The 18,634-nt window shown below is 52.4% G+C and carries 18 protein-coding genes; 7 read left to right on the forward strand and 11 right to left on the reverse strand.

What is annotated here, in order from left to right; all coding sequences use genetic code 11:
• Position 1 precedes the first annotated feature (1 nt).
• The 4 genes from MWU62_RS00940 to MWU62_RS00955 are packed head-to-tail and all read right to left on the reverse strand — an operon-like array spanning position 2 to position 3,986.
• Positions 2–1,210, reverse strand: a complete 1,209-nt coding sequence (locus tag MWU62_RS00940) for an ABC transporter substrate-binding protein (RefSeq protein ID WP_247112994.1) — start codon at positions 1,208–1,210, stop codon at positions 2–4.
• A gap of 36 nt (positions 1,211–1,246) precedes the next feature.
• The gene (locus MWU62_RS00945; protein WP_247112995.1) at positions 1,247–2,290 is read right to left on the reverse strand and encodes a branched-chain amino acid ABC transporter permease; all 1,044 of its coding nucleotides are present in this window, start codon (positions 2,288–2,290) and stop codon (positions 1,247–1,249) included.
• Between the two features lies 1 nt (position 2,291).
• Entirely contained in the window at positions 2,292–3,170 is an 879-nt protein-coding gene (locus MWU62_RS00950; RefSeq protein WP_200363163.1) for a branched-chain amino acid ABC transporter permease, read from the reverse strand.
• Positions 3,171–3,986, reverse strand: coding sequence for an ABC transporter ATP-binding protein (locus MWU62_RS00955; protein ID WP_247112996.1), 816 nt, complete (start codon positions 3,984–3,986; stop codon positions 3,171–3,173).
• Positions 3,987–4,140: 154 nt separating this feature from the next.
• Between MWU62_RS00955 and MWU62_RS00960 the strand changes: the two genes are divergently transcribed.
• Positions 4,141–4,935: an enoyl-CoA hydratase-related protein gene (locus tag MWU62_RS00960; RefSeq protein ID WP_247112997.1), complete on the forward strand. Its 795-nt coding sequence runs from the start codon at positions 4,141–4,143 to the stop codon at positions 4,933–4,935.
• A 61-nt stretch (positions 4,936–4,996) separates the two neighbouring features.
• Here MWU62_RS00960 and MWU62_RS00965 read toward each other — a convergent pair whose 3' ends face one another.
• Positions 4,997–5,782, reverse strand: coding sequence for a putative 4-mercaptohistidine N1-methyltransferase (locus MWU62_RS00965; RefSeq protein ID WP_247112998.1), 786 nt, complete (start codon positions 5,780–5,782; stop codon positions 4,997–4,999).
• 78 nt (positions 5,783–5,860) lie between these two features.
• On the opposite strand from MWU62_RS00965, the gene MWU62_RS00970 reads away from it, so the two are divergent.
• From MWU62_RS00970 to MWU62_RS00995, 6 genes are all read left to right on the forward strand, one after another.
• Positions 5,861–6,853, forward strand: coding sequence for an LLM class flavin-dependent oxidoreductase (locus MWU62_RS00970; protein ID WP_247112999.1), 993 nt, complete (start codon positions 5,861–5,863; stop codon positions 6,851–6,853).
• A 6-nt stretch (positions 6,854–6,859) separates the two neighbouring features.
• Entirely contained in the window at positions 6,860–7,402 is a 543-nt protein-coding gene (locus tag MWU62_RS00975; RefSeq protein ID WP_247113000.1) for a YqiA/YcfP family alpha/beta fold hydrolase, read from the forward strand.
• 103 nt (positions 7,403–7,505) lie between these two features.
• Complete coding sequence (gene dctP, locus MWU62_RS00980) at positions 7,506–8,534, forward strand: TRAP transporter substrate-binding protein DctP (protein ID WP_247113001.1); 1,029 nt, start codon at positions 7,506–7,508, stop codon at positions 8,532–8,534.
• Between the two features lie 118 nt (positions 8,535–8,652).
• Positions 8,653–9,246 (forward strand): TRAP transporter small permease, encoded by a 594-nt coding sequence (locus tag MWU62_RS00985; protein WP_247113002.1) that lies wholly within the window; start codon positions 8,653–8,655, stop codon positions 9,244–9,246.
• Between the two features lie 40 nt (positions 9,247–9,286).
• The gene (locus MWU62_RS00990; RefSeq protein ID WP_247113003.1) at positions 9,287–10,573 is read left to right on the forward strand and encodes a TRAP transporter large permease; all 1,287 of its coding nucleotides are present in this window, start codon (positions 9,287–9,289) and stop codon (positions 10,571–10,573) included.
• Between the two features lie 35 nt (positions 10,574–10,608).
• The gene (locus tag MWU62_RS00995) at positions 10,609–11,052 is read left to right on the forward strand and encodes a universal stress protein (RefSeq protein WP_247113004.1); all 444 of its coding nucleotides are present in this window, start codon (positions 10,609–10,611) and stop codon (positions 11,050–11,052) included.
• A gap of 39 nt (positions 11,053–11,091) precedes the next feature.
• Here the strand turns inward: MWU62_RS00995 and MWU62_RS01000 are convergent, their stop codons facing one another.
• From MWU62_RS01000 to MWU62_RS01025, 6 genes are all read right to left on the reverse strand, one after another.
• Positions 11,092–13,356 (reverse strand): GGDEF domain-containing protein, encoded by a 2,265-nt coding sequence (locus tag MWU62_RS01000; protein WP_247113005.1) that lies wholly within the window; start codon positions 13,354–13,356, stop codon positions 11,092–11,094.
• A 153-nt stretch (positions 13,357–13,509) separates the two neighbouring features.
• Positions 13,510–14,550 (reverse strand): extracellular solute-binding protein, encoded by a 1,041-nt coding sequence (locus tag MWU62_RS01005; RefSeq protein ID WP_247113006.1) that lies wholly within the window; start codon positions 14,548–14,550, stop codon positions 13,510–13,512.
• Positions 14,547–15,314, reverse strand: a complete 768-nt coding sequence (gene potC, locus MWU62_RS01010; protein WP_247113007.1) for a spermidine/putrescine ABC transporter permease PotC — start codon at positions 15,312–15,314, stop codon at positions 14,547–14,549. The genes MWU62_RS01005 and potC overlap by 4 nt, the downstream gene beginning before the upstream one ends.
• A complete protein-coding gene (gene potB, locus MWU62_RS01015; protein WP_247113008.1) occupies positions 15,314–16,174 on the reverse strand; it encodes a spermidine/putrescine ABC transporter permease PotB in 861 nt (286 codons plus the stop codon). Before potB ends, potC begins: the two co-directional genes overlap by 1 nt.
• A complete protein-coding gene (potA, locus tag MWU62_RS01020) occupies positions 16,158–17,294 on the reverse strand; it encodes a spermidine/putrescine ABC transporter ATP-binding protein PotA (RefSeq protein WP_247113009.1) in 1,137 nt (378 codons plus the stop codon). The genes potB and potA overlap by 17 nt, the downstream gene beginning before the upstream one ends.
• Positions 17,295–17,469: 175 nt before the next feature.
• On the reverse strand, positions 17,470–18,534 hold the full coding sequence (locus tag MWU62_RS01025; RefSeq protein ID WP_247113289.1) for a TRAP transporter substrate-binding protein: 1,065 nt from the start codon (positions 18,532–18,534) through the stop codon (positions 17,470–17,472).
• Between the last annotated feature and the right edge of the window lie 100 nt (positions 18,535–18,634).

Genomic DNA, 18,634 nt, shown 5'->3' on the forward strand with positions numbered 1-18,634 from the left:
CTCAGTCGAGGTGAATCCAGTCAGATACCGGCTCATAGCGAGCTTCTTTCGCGTTTACGCGCCAGATGCGGCCAACCGGGAAGGACATGTCTTTCACTGTCACCGGAATGCCGATAATGCCGCCGGTATCCCAGTTTTCGATAGACGCTAGAGATTCAGCCATGTTTTCAGCGGTGAGCTCTTTACCGGCGTCCATGGTGCGCTTGACCACTTCGGTCCAGACCATCGCGTTGAACCAGCCCTGCATATAACCCGTTGGACGGTAGCCCGCATCCGGATCACTCTTTTCTGCCGTAGCGCGCAGTGCATCGAGCATTGGCCCGCTTTCGGCGCTGTCATAATAGTTGTAAGGCATAACGCCCATATAGCCGTCAGCATCTGCGCCCATCTTGTTGATAATCAGCTTGTCACTGGACCAGAAGGTACCCATGAATTGGGTATCCAGACCCATCTGGCGCATCTGCACCATGAACTCGTTTATGGGCGACAACACATAGCCGTGGAATACCACAAAGTCCGGACGCACCCTGCGCAGCTTCAGGATTTCTGCAGACACATCCACACTGCCGGGCTTGGTAACGATTTCCTCTACAACTTTGATACCCATCTCGGCAGCTTTGGCCTTGCCGTTTTCAACAGGGTCTTTGCCGAACTCGGTATCGCTGTACACAAAGGCAACGGTAGGCATGTCGCCATCTTTTCCTTGGGTAGCAATGTACTCAAGAATAATGCCGAACATCTGGCTGTAGTTCGGGCCGGGGATGAACTGATACGGATACTGCTCATTGTCCGTCAGCGCGGTGGCAAAGGACGCACCGCTCATCAGCGTAGTGCCTCTGCTGTTCAATTCGGAGGCAATGGTTTTCATGAACCCGGTACTGTCACCGTAATAAACCGGCACTTTGTTACTGCCGGTGATTTTCTTGAAGGCAGCTACGGAACGGTCAACCTCATAGCCGGTATCTTCCATTACATACTTCACCGGATGACCGTTAATCCCACCTTCGCTGTTGACCCAGGTTGTGTAATCCGTAAGGCCTGCATGAAGATGCACGCCAGCAAAGGCGAACACACCAGACAGAGGTATGGAACCACCAAACACGATGGGTTCTTTGTCCTGAGCCATAACAGGCGCCGCAGCTGCAAGAGCAGCGGCCATACTACCGATGCCTACAAGCCTGCGGCTTTTGTTGAGAATGCTTTTGAACATGTTACTTCTCCTTGCGGCTTCTTGTTGTTTAATCCACTAGTTTTTAAAAGGCCATAAACTGAAAAAGCGCCGAATGCGGTGCCAAATCTCCGCCAGCCCATGCGGTTCAAAAATAAGAAAACCGACAATCAGGACACCGAAAATGATCTCTAGCATGGGTGACATGAATATCGGTGCGTTCGGATAAAATGGCGTTAAAGCTGCGGTGAGCAGTTTCAGAGCTTCAGGAATCAGCGTCATAAAAGCCGCGCCCAGAATACCGCCCAATAGATTGCCCATACCGCCGACAATCACGGCGGCCAGATAAAAGATAGACATCGAGAGCGGGAAGCTCTCTGGCGTGACCACCCGGTAAAAATAGGCAAACAAGCCGCCCGCTACACCGGCATAAAACGAGCTTAGAGCGAAAGACATCAGCTTGTAGCGCAAAAGGTTAATGCCGAGTATTTCCGCCGAAATATCCCGGTCCCGGATTGCGATAAAAGCACGGCCCGTGCGGGTTCGGAATATGTTGGTGGCACCAAAAACCATGAGTACCGCCAACGGCACAATGATGAAGTACATCTCAAAATCGCTTTGGAAGCTGAGCCCGAACAAGTGGGCAGGCTCCAGACTTAACCCGCCCATTCCGCCGGTTACAGACTCCCACTCGGCAAAGATAAAGTGCAGAAATACACTGGCGGCCAGAGTCGCAATCGCGAGATAAAGCCCCTTTACACGCAAAGACGGAAGTCCCACGAGAATACCTACTGCTGCGGCAAGCAGCCCGGCGAGCAAAAGCGTCACAGGGAAAGGCAAGGCCGAGTTCGCAGACAACCAAGCGACCGTATAGCCACCCACTCCCATAAAGCCCGCCTGCCCGAGAGAAATCAGGCCGGTAAAACCGGTAAGGATGTTAAGGCCCGTGGTGCTTATAACCGCAATGCCCACCATGCAGCCCAAATACAACAAATAGGCGTCGGCCATAAAGGGGAACACTGCCAGCACCAGCAGTAAAACAGCGAACCAGACTTTTTGGGTAGAGCTCTTCCAGATAGCCTCATCGGCCTCATAGCTCTGTTTTGCGTCACCAATGCGCATCTTATACTCGCTCTATATCGTGGGTGCCGAAAAGGCCATAAGGACGGAAAACCAGAATGACCGCCAGCACCGCGAAAGTTGCTGGCATACGGTACTCGCCGCCCAAATAGGCGCCTGCAACGGTTTCCAGCCAACCTATGAATACACCGGCAACCAGAGCACCAACGATGCTGTCGAGCCCTCCAACAATCACTACCACCAGAACACTCAGGCCGATGGCGCCAAACTGTGGGCTCAATCCACCGGTTGCCGCTACCAGAACACCCGCCAGCGACGCGGCGAGAGAACCAAACACCCACGCCAGATTAAACACCCTGCGCACGTTGATGCCCATGGAGTAAGCGGCTGCCTGATCCGAAGCGGTAGCGCGCAGCGCAACGCCACCCCGGGAAAAGCGGAAGTACAGCAGGTAAATGATGAGCATTGCTGCACCAATGAGAAAGCCGTAGGCGATCTTTGGCGCCAGATACATTTCACCGATGAAAACCGGTTTGCGGGGCAGAAAGTCTGGCAAGAGCTGGGGGTCTGCCCCCCAGATCATCTCTACCACTCCCACCAGAATACTAGCGATTCCGATGGTGACCATAACCACGGAAATAGATGATTCCCCCAGCATCGGGCGGATCATAACTTTTTCGATCACGCCGCCGAGCAGGCTTCCGCCAAGAACCGCCAGCGGCAGAGCGACCCAAGGCGACATTTCCATGCCTCCGGCAAAGGCTAGAAACAGGTAGGCCGCGAACATCATGATCTCGCCAATGGCGAAGTTGATGACTCGAGTCGCTTTATAAATGATTACGAAACCCAGCCCGATCAGGGCGTAAAGACCGCCCATCGCCAAGCCTGCGAGGCTGATTTCCCCGAAAAATAACCAGTCCACTCAAGCTACCTCGCGTTCTGGGTTCAGTTTCTTACGCAGGCTGTCCATATCGCTAGTGCCCAGATAGGCTTCGATAACCTGCTGGTTGTTCTGCACGTCTGCAGGCAAGCCTTCTGCAATCACTTGACCGAAATTAAGCACGGCGATGTGATCGGAAATATCCATGACCATGCCCATGTCATGCTCCACCATCAGCACGGTTACACCCCACTCTTCTCGAATATCCAGAATAAACCGGGCCATATCTTCTTTTTCTTCACGGTTCATTCCTGCAACCGGCTCATCCAACAAAAGCACCTTGGGCCGCATAGCCAGAGCGCGGGCCAGCTCTACGCGCTTTTGCAAGCCATAGGACAAGTTGGCAACCGGCTGACGCCTAATATGGTCAATTTCCAGAAAATCGATGATATGGCGCTCCACTTCCTCGCGTACCGCCATCTCCTCGCGGCGCGCAGCACCGAAATAAGCCAGAGAGCCCAGCAGGCCGCTTTTCATGTGTACATGAGCACCCAGCTTGATGTTATCGAGCACCGTCATGCCTCTAAATAGTGCAATATTCTGGAAGGTGCGAGCCAGACCCATGGCAGCACGTACCGGTGGTTTTACCCCCGTAAGTGCCTTGCCCTGATAACTGATAGTGCCTTGCTGGGGTTTATAGAAGCCGGAGATACAGTTAAAGAGAGAAGTCTTGCCAGCGCCATTGGGCCCGATCACAGTTGTTACTGTGTTTTCTGGCACGCGGAAACTGACACCCTGCAGCGCCTTAACACCGCCGAACGAAAGCGAAAGATTACTTATTTCGAGGATACTGGACATTATTCCCCGCACATGAGCGATTATGTTTATTGTTGTTTACGTTAACGTCAGGTTATCTTCCTGAGCAGGAATAAAGTAGCCTAATTTCAACATAAAAACCAAGACTGTCTGTTCAATGAATTTTTGAACGGGCTTTACGACGGAATCCAGGACCATGACAATCAGCCCGTTAATCTCTGAGTTTGACGCCCAAACCGGTGTAGCAACCCTGACCTTTAACCGCCCCGAAGTACTTAATGCGATCAGCATACCCATGGCGGAGGCATTTTTGGCGGCAGTAAAAACACTGCGCAGCCAGCCAGGGTTACGCTGCATCGTACTGACAGGGGCCGGAAGAGCCTTTATGGCCGGTGGCGACGTTGCCAGCATGGTAGGCACACCGGAACAGAACAGAGACTTTATTAACGGGTTGCTGGTGCCCCTCAACGAAGCGATTCTTTTATTGCGGAGCATCGATGCGCCGATGGTTGCCGCAGTGAGGGGCCCGGCGGCTGGCGCCGGGCTCAGCCTAGCGCTGATGGCAGACATCATCGTGGCGGAAGATCGGGCAAAGTTTCTTATCGCCTACAACGGGATAGGTGCGGTGCCCGACTGCGGCTGCACCTGGTTCCTGCCGCACAAGGCAGGCGCTACCCGGGCCGCTGAAATGATGATGCTTGGCCGACAACTTACCGCTGAAGAGGCGCAAAGCTGGGGCTTGATAACCCGTGTCGCGCCCTCAGATTCTTATGACGAAGTTCTGGCAAGCACAATCAAGCAGGTTGCCAGCGGCCCGACCAAGGCTTTTGGTGCCTTTCGCCAACTCATTGATCAGGCCGGTGGTCGATCCCTGGCCGAACAACTTGAGGCTGAGAGGCAAGCCTTTCTCAAGATTGCGCACACAGGCGATTTTAACGAAGGTGTATCGGCGTTTCTCGCCAAGCGACCCGCCGCTTTTTCCGGCAGCTAAAATCACTTTTCTGGGGCGTTAGCAAAGCGGTTGCGCGCTTCGGCGAGACCATGAAGAAGTATTATCTGGAGCTAGCCTTCTGCCAAAGCGTCAGCTCCGAAAAGCTGTGCTGAAACTTGTTGCGCGTCTCGCGGATAACAAATGGCAGGCTTCTGGATTCCAGTGCCAGCGTGAAGTGCGGTGCCAGCATGTCACGGAGCCCGTCGAGGGTGGTGTAGTCTTCCCCGTCTTTCTCGAAGCCTCCCACCCATTTTTCCTTTGGCGTATGATCTTCCAGCCAGGTGTATGGTGAGGCGATCAGCAGTAGCCCGTTCTCATTAAGTCGCTCGTGAATGCGGGTCAGAAAAAGGGAGGGATCATAGAGCCGGTCAATCAGGTTACCGGCCAGAACCAGATCATACCCGGTGAATTCAGGATTCAGGTCGCAGGCGTCCCCCTGATGGAAGGCCACTTTCCCTGCGGTATCTTCAAGGCCGAGTGACGCCAAAGAGCGCTCCTGATAACTCACCAGCGCCCCTTCTTCCGGGCGGGCATAGCGAACTACCTTGTCCCGGGCCATCACCTGACATTGCTCGACGAACTTGTGGGAAAAATCGATACCGTCCACATGGGCAAATGCCCGCGCCAGCTCAAAAGTGGTGCGCCCACAGGCACAGCCAATATCCAAAGCCCGACCCAAAGTGCGACCATCCATGGCATCCAGCGCCACTTTTGCCAGCCCCCTCGGGAAATTGGCCTCACCGTGCCACTGTTCACCAAAGTGGAACTCCAGATACTGGGCCAGCGTAGTGTCGTCTTCGTAGTAGGCGCTTTGCTGCACGATCGCTTCCTTCACATTAGTGGGCATGCATTACACGGGTATCAGTGCCCCACCCAATTTGAGATGGTTTGGGGTAGCACCGGCTTCAAGTGCTATCCTAGCATTATGAGCAACCAACCTGACTACTCACTACTCGAACTTGCCTCGGTTCGCGAAGGCGATTCCGTGGGCAATACGCTGGCGAACAGCGTGGCCTATGCCCAGCACGCTGAAAAGCTGGGTTTCAAACGATTTTGGCTGGCTGAGCACCACAATATGGAGGGCATCAGCAGTTCTGCCACCTCGGTACTGATTGGCCATATTGCCGGTAAAACCCAAACCATTCGAGTCGGTTCCGGCGGTGTGATGTTGCCCAACCACCCACCGCTGGTGATTGCCGAGCAGTTTGGAACTCTGGACAGTCTGTACCCCGGCAGAATCGACCTAGGGCTTGGCAGAGCCCCGGGCACAGATCCGATTACAGCGCGCGCCCTGCGCCGGGACGGTCTGGGTGCCGAACAGTTTCCGGAAGATGTGGCACAGCTGCAATCTTTGCTGGGACCTCTAAAGCCCGGTCAACCAGTCAAAGCCATTCCCGGCGCTGGCACCAAGGTGCCCATTTGGTTGCTCGGCTCCAGCCTTTACAGCGCCCAGCTAGCGGCCATGCGGGGATTACCCTATGCCTTTGCGGGGCACTTTGCTCCGCGACTTTACCGCGAAGCCCTAGCGGTGTACCGGGACAACTTCCAACCCTCCGAACAACTGCAACACCCCTACACCATTCTGGCGGTTCCCGCAGTGCCTGCTGACACAGTGGAAGAGGCAAGACACTTGGCAACCACCAGTTACCAGCGCATCCTCGCGCTTTTTCGTGGACAACCTCTGTGGATGAAGGCGCCAGTTGAGTCTATGGATGGATTGTGGAATGCAGGTGAGCGGGCTGGAGTGAAGGATTTTCTGGCACTTCAACTGCTCGGCGATGCCACAGCTATCCTGAGCCAGCTTGATGAATTGCTGGCGAGCGCAACGGTGGATGAGGTGATGTTCACAGTGGACATTTATGATCCGGAAAAGCGCCGCCATGCGCTCGATATACTTGATGAAACCCGAAGGGGTTAAGCCACTATGCCAACAAGCATCACCCACGTTTTTCTGTCTCACGGCCTTGAGAGCGGTCCTGGCGGCACTAAAATTCAGGCCCTGAAAGCGGTAGCTGAATCTTTTGAACAGGTTCAGGCCCACGCCATTGATCACCGCAGTAGCAAAGACCCGGAAATTCGTCTTGCTCAAATGCAAGATGCGATTTCTGCCAGTGGCGCGAATCCAGACAGGATTATTCTTGCAGGCTCCAGCATGGGTGGCTGGGTCTGCGCCCAAACCAGTGCACAGAGGGCTGTTCTCGGATGTTTTTTACTCGCACCCGCTTTGGCTATGCCTGACTACCCGCAATCCAGCCCTCGTATTCAGGCCAAACATGTACAGATTATCCACGGATGGGATGACGATGTTGTTCCGCCAATGCCAGTGATAGAGCTGGCCCGGCAACAGGCGCTCCCTATTCTGATGCTACCCGATGGCCATCGCCTTGCAAGCAGCCTTGAGCGGATCACGGAAGAGTTCCGCACCTTCCTTTTAAGGGTTGGCTCTGGCTCAACAGAAGCCGTCTGAAAATAAACCAAATCGGTCAATTTCTTGCGAAAGTCGACAAGTTTTGCCAGTCTTTAGTAATGTAACAATAAATGTATGAAAAAAAACGAACGGAGAAAACCCGATGAGTAGCATGAGTAAATTCAAGAAACTGGCCGGAATTTCAGCGTTCGCTTTCGCGGCTATGACCGCAGCAAACTCCGTGAATGCCGCCAACTGGCGCTATGCTCACGAAGAATATGAAGGCGACGTACAGGATGTATACGCATACAAATTTAAGGAATATATCGAGGACAATTCCGATCACACCCTACAGATATATCGTTTCGGTGAACTCGGTGAGTCTGATGACATCATGGAGCAAACTCAGGCCGGTATCCTGAACTTTGTAAACCAGTCACCTGGCTTCACAGGTGCCTTGATTCCCGAAGCACAGATTTTCTTCATTCCTTATCTGATGCCCACCGACATAAATACGGTCATCGAATTCTTCCGTGAAAGTAAGGCCATCAACGAAGACTTTCCGAAGCTCTATGCTGAAAACGGCCTTGAGCTTCTGCAGATGTACCCGGAGGGTGAGTTTGTTATCACTCTGGACGAGCCAGTCACCACTCCTGAGGGCATGAAGAATAAGAAAATTCGGGTTATGACCAACCCATTGCTGTCGGAAACTTATTCCGCATTCGGCGCAACACCCACGCCGCTGCCCTGGGGTGAAGTTTACGGCGCACTTCAAACCAACATGATCAACGGTCAGGAAAATCCAATTTTTTGGATCGAATCCGGCGGGCTCTATGAAGTATCCCCGAATTTGGTCTATACCGGTCACGGCTGGTTCACTACAGCGGCTATGGCCAACAAAGACTTCTACGACGGTCTGCCTAAGAAAGACAAAAAGCTTATTCAGGACGCCGCAGATTATGCCTTTGAGAAAATCATCGTTCACATTGATGGTTTAGCAGACGAAGCTCTCGCAAAAATACAAGCGGCCAGTGACGAAGTTACTGTAACGCGACTGAATGACGAGCAGATCAAAGCGTTCAAGGCACGGGCGCCGCAGGTTGAGAAGAAGTTCATTGAGATGACTGGCCAAGGCGGTAAAGACCTGCTTAACCAGTTTAAGAAAGACCTTAAAGACGTGCAGAGCAACTAATACTTCTACTGCATGTCTTCTGCCCGCCGGTATCCACCGGCGGGTATTCCAATGAACTAATCCCGCCCCGCCAAGCCTCAATGTCCGGTCGGGAGCGACATGATCTGGAGCAGAACCCATGTCCGAAAACATCCCGGAGTTAGAAGACGACACCGGTACTTTTGAGTCCGGTCTGCCCGGGTTTCTGGGAACCATAGACGGGTGGATTGCCAATGCCGAGGCCGTGATTTTGGCTGCCGGTATCATCCTCATGGCTATCAACACCTGCGTTAACGTTGTTGCGCGTTTTGTATTTGGAGAGGGGTTCTTCTTCTCCGGTGAGATAAACCGTATTCTGATTATTCTGGTTACCTTTGCCGGCATTGGCTACGCCGCTCGCTACGGAAGGCACATACGTATGTCTGCCGTTTACGACGCGCTTCCAACCAAGGGCCGCAAAGTGCTTATGATTTTTATTGCCCTGTTCACGTCAGCGGTGATGTTCTTCCTCTGCTACCACTCGTACGGTTACATAGAAACACTGTACAGTCGGGGCCGTATTTTGCCTGCACTGGGGTTTGAAATCTGGTGGATTTATATCTGGGTTCCCGTGGGTTTCGCAGTGACCGGTATTCAATACCTCCTTACCGCTGTTAAGAACTTCACCAGTGAAGATGTTTATCTCTCGACCGGTGTTATCGATGGTTACGCAGATTCAGAATCGGAAGTCTGATCCGGTTTAACTCCGGAAACGATAAAAAAAGGGCATACCTATGGCGACTATATTAATGCTCATCATGATCGGGCTGCTGCTGCTTGGCTTCCCGATGATGATCCCGCTAACGACCGCCGCAGTCGTTGGCTTTGTAATGATGTTCGATGGCTTTGGCCAGATGGGCACCTTCATTCAGCAGATGATGGGTGGGATTCGACCAGCCTCACTCATTGCAGTACCCATGTTCATCCTTGCCGCAGACATCATGACCCGCGGCCAATCTGCAGACCGGCTCATTAATATGGTTATGGCCTTTATCGGCCATATAAAAGGCGGGCTGGCTATCAGCACCGCAACCTCCTGCACGCTCTTCGGTGCAGTTTCGGGCTCCACTCAGGCAACAGTAGTGGCCGTTGGCTCGCCCTTGCGCCCTAAAATGCTCAAGGCCGGTTATTCCGACTCCTTTACACTGGCGCTTATCATCAACTCCAGTGACATTGCCTTCCTGATTCCCCCCAGTATCGGCATGATTATTTACGGGGTTATCTCGCAAACTTCCATTGCGGAATTGTTCATTGCAGGTGTTGGCCCAGGTATCTTGATCCTGTTTATGTTCTCACTCTACTGCCTGTTTTACGCTTATAAAAACAATGTACCCACAGAACCCAAGGCAACCTGGCGTGAGCGCGCAGTCTCAATTCGAGATGCAAGCTGGCCACTGTTCTTTCCAGTCATTATTGTCGGCGGTATCTATGGCGGTATTTTTAGCCCAACTGAAGCAGCAGCTGTTTGCGTGCTGTATGCCTTCTTACTGGAATTCGTTGTATTTCGCTCGCTGAAACTTGGTGAGGTTTACAAGATAGCCAAGTCTACTGGACTGATTACCGCTGTGGTATTTATCCTTGTGGCTGTGGGCAACGGTTTCTCCTGGATTATCTCCTTTGCCCAGATCCCCCAAGCTATTCTTGAATCTGTTGGTGTAAACGAAGCTGGTCCAATAGGCGTACTTATCGCTATCTGCATTGCCTTCTTCGTTGCCTGTATGTTTGTTGACCCTATTGTCGTCATTCTGGTACTAACACCAATTTTTGCTCCTGCCATTCAGGCAACAGGACTAGACCCGGTACTGGTGGGGGTACTTATTACCCTGCAGGTTGCGATTGGATCCGCAACGCCGCCCTTCGGCTGCGACATTTTCACAGCCATTGCAATTTTTAAGCGGCCATATATGGAAGTTATTCGGGGTACGCCACCGTTTATCTTCATGCTGATCGCTGCAGCCGGTCTGATTATTGCGTTTCCTCAGATTGCCCTTTTCTTGCGTGACATTGCGTTTGCCGACTAACGCGCAACCGGGTCTGGACTTTTAAGGAGAGAACCATGTTCAAACGGATACTGGTAGCGGTGGACGGCTCCAAAACTTCACTTGGAGCGTTGGACAAGGCTATAGAGCTGCAGAAGCTTCTACCGCAGGCAGAGATTTTTATTCTCTGTGTTTATAAGCACCACAGCCTGTTTGAAGCTTCGCTGTCTATCGGTAGGCCCGATGATATGGACATCCCAGATAAGGTACTTTCAGAGTACGCTAAAGAAGTCGTTAATCATGCCAAGGATATGGCCAAGGAGCATGGAGCGACTAACGTTCGCGGCTTTGTTAAAGCCGGACGTCCCTCGAAGGTTATAATTAAATTTGCTCAGGATAAGGAAGCTGACTTGATTGTTTTGGGCACTCGAGGCACTCACAGCGACAAAGACGGTATGTTCCTCGGCAGTGTTTCGCATCGTGTTGCCGCGCACGCCAAATGTCCTGTATTGGTGGTCTAGGTCGTGTGTTTCTAGCTGGCTTAGCCCTGCGCAGGTCGGCTAGAGTTCAGAGAACACTTCAACGCTATCTCGCCCGCCTGTTTTCGCTCGGTAAAGCATTTGGTCTGCAAGCCGCAACAGTTGCCTAGGTTTATCTGTGCTGCCCGGCCACGAAGCAACACCAACGGAAATGGTGAGACAGCCCAGATTTTGCCCTTCATAGACAACCGGCTCATTTCGTACGGCCTCACGCAGCTGTTCAGCGCGTTCTTTGGCACCTGCCAAATCGGAAGCAGGCAGAATCACCACAAATTCTTCGCCACCATAGCGGCAAACAATATCGCTACCACGAAAACGAGACTCTAAAAGCGAAGCAAAGGTTTGCAGTGCCGCGTCACCGGCCTCATGACCATGAGCGTCGTTAAAACGTTTAAAGTAATCGATATCCAATAACAACAGTGACAGAGGCGAATTCTTGCGCAAAGCCACGGAGGACTCGTGTTCAAATAGTTGGTCGAAATATCGACGATTGTTTAGCCCCGTTAACGCATCTTCATAGGAGAATCGCTGCAAATTCTCCCTGAGTGAAATGCCCGAGAGCGTGACTCCAATACGCTCCGCTACCAACTTGATTGAGGATATGAGCCTTGCTGCGCCATCGTCCGTGCTCGCGGAATTGTTGATGCTATCGGCTTCCAGAAGTAATAAGCTTTCCTGCGTCGTTTCGTGGTTCACAAACTCTACATTGATGGAGAAACACACCAACCCCTGACAGGTTTTGCAGGCCGCTTCCGCTTCTTCAACAGTACTGGCCAGTTGCCGAACCGGAGCTGGGAACCTGTCGAGGGTCGCCAGCTCTGATTCCAGCTTAGGAGGCACACCATCGTACCCCCATTGAGCAAGTCGCTCGTAACGGCCGCTGTCCGTTCGTCGATATATCATGCCTTTAATGGGATCACAGAGGCGAGGCATAGCTTCAGTGAGCAGCTGAAATGCCTGATCGAGGCTCACACAGGTCTGCAGTTCCGCAATAACCGATGCAAACACTCGGCTTTTCTCATTTTCGAATGCCAACAAGCTGGCCCTTGCCTGTTCTCGCTGCAAAAGTGTTTCTGCCTTTGCAGTTCGCTCGGCCACCTGTTGCTCTAGTGTCACCGTCAATTCATGTAAGGCTCTCTGAGTCATCGCATAATATCTTAGCGAAATGATCACAACGGCCAAGGTAAAAACCAGCAAACCATAGCTCACGGGCACCTGCCCCCAAGGTAGAACCCCGTGGGCCACAGCCATATCAACAACCAAAAGCGCACTAAAAACACCAGACGCCAGCACAAGAACCTGTTGTTCTCTGGTCATTGTCCGAATATGGGGCACTGTAATGAGTGTCATCAAACATAGAGATAGCAGGAACAAAGCATCAAAAGGAGGGAAAGTAGACGACAGGTCTATAACACCTGCCAAAGCCAAGCTGATCGCACCAACCGCATAAACGAGATGTAGTTGCCAAACCCAGCCAATCGCCCGGAGCCGCTGATCCGCCAGCCATTGTTCAAACATAAGCCACAGCGCTACGGGCAGGAGATAGTAGCTTCCAGCGGCCAAATAATCCCAAAGCAGAGGAGCAGGAACAACGAGCAGGCTAGCCTGACTTTCGGCAAGAAGCATAACCGAGGAAGCCAGTGCGAACAGGGCAATGCTGGAAAAGGTTTTTCTGCCTCCCTGAAGCAGCGATAACATCAGCGCAAGCAAGGCCACCAGTAGCGTAAACCCGGCAACAAACAAGGCTTCCAGAGAGTTCTTGAGCACATAAAGAACAAGCTCGGAGTGATCCATCACACTGATTTCGCCCCAGAGACCAATATCCGTGTAATCAGAAAACACTCGGAAATATAACGGTGTGTTCTCGTAACCCTCCGGCAGCACAATCTCATGCCAGGGCCAGCCTTCAAATTCGCCACGTCCCTCTTTGTCGAAAGTGCCGTACTGATAGATCTTTTCACCATCCAGCCAAACCTGAACAATCAGATCGACGCTGAGAATATATAGAACAGGATTTTGCCAGTCACCGGCCGGAAGCGTTACCCGGTACCACACTTGGTCTCGGCCATCGCGGCCGGGCGGATTAGAAGGGAAGTCAATAACCTGCCATTGCTCGGGTTGCTGCGCAACCGACCAGTCTAGTACGCCTGAGCCCTTGTAAGGAAAGTCTCCCCAGCGGTATTCCCAGCCTTCAGTCACGGGCTGTGGTGCTGCAACAGCAGAAGATCCAAACCCACAAAGAGCGCCAAGCAAGACAATCAGGATTTTCAAAAAGTGTGCGGGCATTGACACTGGAATCCTGCCGTTAGGAACTACACCAAAGAGTATAGAACACCAACGCCTCCGCGTGTATAAACCAAAGACACTTGAAAGTAATAAATAGTTCGATAAGCAGGGTCGGGGGGGCGACCCTGCCATTTCAAGATCGGGAGTCCGGCATCAGAGACCAGATTTCAGTTTTTCCCAGTACTTGGCATACACCTGCAAAGCTTCGTCACCAATATCCGTCTGAAACTCAGCGTTAACCATGTCTTCTGGCGTAGGGTAACTGGCTCGATCCCCGGCGACTTCATCACCCAAAAGCTCTCTTGCTGATAACACCGGCGTAGCGTACCCGATATCTTCGCTGATCAACGCCGCGATTTCCGGCTGCAGAACAAAGCTGATGAACTGGTGCGCAGCCTCCGGGTTCTTAGCGTTCTTGGGAATCACAAAGCTGTCCAACCAGGCGATAACGCCCTCTTTCGGATATACATACTCCAGCGCCTCCATGCTGCCCTTACCCATAACAGCCTCGCCGTTCCAGATCATGCCTACATCAGCCTCTCCCTCAAGGAACGGCATACGGGGCGCATCTGAGTTAAAGGTGCGCACTGAGGGCATTAACTCAGTCAGCTTTTCATAAGCCTCTTCAATCTGTTGCGGGTCAGTGCTGTTGCCTGAGTACCCCAGAACGCGCAGGCCCATGTGAAACACTTCGCGCATATCGTTGGTCAGGTTCACCCGGCCTTTGAAGCGCTCATCCCAAAGATCTTCCCAAGCTGTCACTGGCTCACCTTCAATATCGGCAGTATCGACGCCAATGCCCGTCGTTCCCCACAAATAGGGCACGCTATACTGGTTTTCAGGATCGATATTCAAGCCGGTGAGTTCGGGGTCGAGCTGGTCAAAGCCACTGATTTTGCTGTGATCTATAGGCAAAAGCAGGCCTTCATTACGCATTTTGCTTACATAATAGGTCGATGGCACCGCTAGATCGTAAGCGGCGCTTTCATCTAGCAGTTTCAGCCGGGCATACATGGCTTCGTTACTGTCGTAGGTTGTGTATACCACCTTAACGCCGGTTTCCTCCTCAAAGCGGGTCAGCACTTCCTGCGGCATGTACTCTGACCAATTATACAAGTTCAGTACCTGCGGATCGTCAGAACTGCAGCCTGTCAGGCTCAAGGCCAACAGGCCAGCCAGTGCGAGTTTTTTCATTGTTTGCTCCTTGAGAGAATCCATTGCGACAACATCAGCATGACCAGTGAGAACACCAGTAGCAGAGTGCCAAGTGCATTTACTTCGGGTTTGAGCCCCACACGCACCATGGAGTAGATGCGCAGAGGAAGAATTTCGTAACTGGGGCCACTCACAAACGTGCTCACTACCACGTCGTCCATGGAGAGCGTGAAGCCGAGCAGCCAGCCAGCCATCAACGCCGGCATAATAACGGGTATCAGAACCGTGCGAGTCATTGTGAAATCGCTGGCACCAAGATCCCGGGCAGCTTCCGGCAAACGTTCATCGAAACCACTGAGCCGGGCCATAACTGTAATCACTACAAACGGTAAGCAGAAGGTTACGTGCGCCAGCAGAAGCGATACGTACCCAAGCTTCAGGCCGAGCAACAGGAACAGGCCGAGCAGTGAAATGGCCAACACTATTTCAGGCGACATCATGACCACAAAGAGCATGCCGTTCAGAACTTTTTTGCCACGAAAGCGGTAACGGTGCAAAGCCAGTGCGGTGAGCGCGCCAATACAAGTAGAAACCGTAGCCGCTGTCAGCGCCAGCCAAAGCGAGTTCCACATGGCCTGCACCATGGCGTGGTTGTTGAATAGTGATTCGTACCAGCGCAGGCTAAAGCCGCCCCAGTTAAACCCGGTGCGCGAATCGTTAAAAGAAAACACAATCAGCACCACAATCGGCACGTACAGCAGCAAGTACACCAACGCCAAATAACTACGGGAAAGCCAACGCACTAGGCTCCCTCCTCGCCCAAGCGGCGCTTACTCAGCCGATGTGCAAACATTAACAATGCCATGGTAAGGGTCAATACAATGCTGGCAGCCGCGCCGAACGGCCAGTTGCGGGCATCCAAAAACTGGTTTTTGATCACGTTGCCCACTAGCAAATTGCGTGAACCACCCAGAATATCAGGCACAAAAAATAGCCCCATCGCAGGCAGCAATACCAGCATAACCCCCGCCAGTACCCCCGGCAGCGTCAAGGGTACAATTATGTTTTTAAACGTTGCCAAGCGGCCTGCGCCCAAATCGTGAGAGGCAAGCAGAACATCTTGCCGCAAGTCCTCAAACACAGAGTATAGAGGCAGAACCATAAAGGGCAGAAGCAGATACACCAGACCCACAATAACAGCACCTTCGGTGTACAAAAGCTGCGCTGGCTCATCGAGCACGCCTAAGGATATAAGTGCACTGTTGAGCAGCCCATTTGTGGCCAGAATTAATTTCAGAGCGTAAGTACGTACCAACGAGTTGGTCCAGAAAGGCACAATCAGCAGGAAGATCAGCAACATCTGTCGGCGCTTGTCCACTCGCGACAAAGCCCAGGCAAAAGGATAACCAATCAACAGGCAAATCAGTGTGGTTATGGCAGCCATATACAAGGAGTGAAGGAACACCTCCAAATACAGCGGATTAAACAGTTGCCGGTAAGCGTCCAGATTTAAGGGAAAGGAGATAAAGGTAGAGGGGTTCCGGGTCATCACACTCGCGCCCACCACCAGCATATTGGGCGCCAGCACGAGGAACAGAAGCCACCCCCACACCAGCACCAGAACAGCCGCCCTGAACGGCTGCTGCTTAATGCTCAGCATCATCGGCAGCCAGCTCCTCTTCGTCGGTCAACGGCTCGTCGCCCTCTTCCGCCAACAACCATTCCCAACCATCTACCCAGCTAACGCGCACCCGCTCGCCAATGCTGTAGTCGAATGCCGGGTCGTCCTCGTCAAAGAATTCACTGGCCATCACATGGCTGCCGTCTTCCAGCTCAATAACCGAATCCAGAGTACTGCCTTTGTAGTTACGCTCTACAATCTTGCCTGCGACGCCCTCGGTATCATCCGGCGCAAGCACCCGAATATCCTCCGGGCGTAGCAAAACGTGCAAGGACTGATTCAGAGCAACACGGAATGAAGGCTTGCTCAGATCCCGGTTCAGGCCGAACACGTCCACGCTGATACGCTCACCCTCAATTTTAGTCACGCGCCCGGGGAAAAAATTCGTCTGGCCCACAAAGCGCGCGGTAAACACATTTGCCGGACGCTCGTATACTTCGCGGGGCGTGCCGAGCTGTTGTATGCGGCCATCTTTGAGCACCACAATACGATCAGACATCGACAGCGCCTCTTCCTGATCGTGGGTTACAAATACGAAGGTTATACCCAGCTCCCGCTGCAGGCGTTTGAGTTCTACCTGCATGGTACGGCGCAATTTATAGTCCAGTGCAGACAGAGGCTCGTCCAATAGCAGCATTTTGGGGCGCTTCACCACGGCGCGAGCAATGGCAACCCGTTGCTGCTGTCCACCAGATAGCTGGTGGGGTTTGCGCTTAGCAAAATCCTCCAACTGAACCATGGCGAGGGCTTCTTCAACTCGCTCCTGTATTTCGGCTTTCGGCCGCTTTTCCATTTTTAGGCCATAGGCCACATTGTCGAAAACCGACATATGGGGAAACAGCGCATAGTTCTGGAACACCGTATTAAGAGGTCGCTTCTCCGGTGGGGTTTGAGTGATATCGACACCGGAAAGCGTAACCGTGCCCTGATCCGGAAGCTCAAAACCAGCCATCATGCGCAGCAGCGTGGTTTTACCACAGCCAGACGGCCCCAAAAGGGTAATGAACTCGCCATCATCAATAGTGAGGCTCAGCTCATCCAACACGGTTTTGTCGTCAAACTGCTTGCTGATACCGCTCAGCGATAGGAGTGTTTCAGTCATCAACCCTACCCAAAATAAAGTAAGTGAGCCTCTGAAAAAGCCCCTGTTGCGGCGTATTTTTCCAGAAAGTGGGTGATATAAAAAGCACTGTGCAGAATTTAGGCAGGAAAATGCGAGAATAGTCCCGCAACGCAAGCACCCTGACCACTGAAGTAGTCAGGGTGTACGCGTCAGATCAGTCTGTAGCAATACTGTTTAGGTAGGCCTTATCTGAAATATTGGTCCACTGGCGAACCTGCTTCAGGTAATCGCGCTGGGAATTAATGATCTCCTTTGCCAAATCATCTTTCCCCGCTTCCTGAGCCAGCAACTTGTTGGTGGCGTCACGCATCGCGTCGATTACTTCCGGTGGGAAGGTTTTGTGGGTCACATTCGGGTAATCTTCCTTCATGCGATCCCAGGCTACGCCACTTTCGTGCGTGGTCTGAATGTACATATCGTATGCTGCGGTCCGCATGGCAATACGCAAGATCGCCTGCAAATCCTTGGGCAGCTTGTTCCATGTTTTATCATTAATCAGGAACTGTACTTCAGCGCCTGGCTCCTGCCAGCCCGAGTAGTAGTATTTTGCGATTTGGTGAAAGCCCATGGGGAAGTCGAGAGCCGGGCCAACCCATTCAACAGCGTCCACCGTGCCGCGCTCAAGCGCTGTGTAGAGCTCGCCGGGAGGCAGGTTAGTAACAGCAACACCCAGCTCTGCCATAACCTCGCCCGCAAATCCGGGGGTACGCATTTTCAGGCCTTTGAGATCGGCTACGGAATTGATTTCTTTGTTGAACCAACCGCCCATCTGGTTACCGGTATTACCGCCTGGGAAAGACAATAAACCGAATGGCTCGTAAACCTTCTGCATCAACTCCATGCCTTGGTCGTGGTAGAACCAAGCATACATTTCCGGAGCAACCATACCGAAGGGTACGGTAGTGAAGTACATGGCGTTCGGAATCGTGCCCTTATAGTAATAAGACGCTGTATGGCCCATGTCGTACTGGCCGTTGCGCACCAAATCAAAGATACCAAAAGGCGCTTTATGCTTGTTGGAACTGTCGATACGGATTTTCAGGCGACCGCCTGACATTTCTTCAGCCATCTTGGCCATATTCTCGGTAGTTTCACCAAGAATCGGAGAGTTGGGACCCCAGGTTTGCGCGAGTCGCAGCGTGAAGTTATCTGCAGCTACGCCAAGTGAACTAACAGAAACTAGCAGTGCTACTGCTACTATCCTGAACAGGCGAGTCATCATTATTAACACCATTTATATTTTTGCATTGTTATCGTTCGAACATCCGCAATACTAGCCCGTGTTCAATCTCTACGCCATGGGGAGCGCACCAAAAACG

The organism is Marinobacter sp. S6332, assembly GCF_023016045.1.
GTDB lineage: Bacteria > Pseudomonadota > Gammaproteobacteria > Pseudomonadales > Oleiphilaceae > Marinobacter.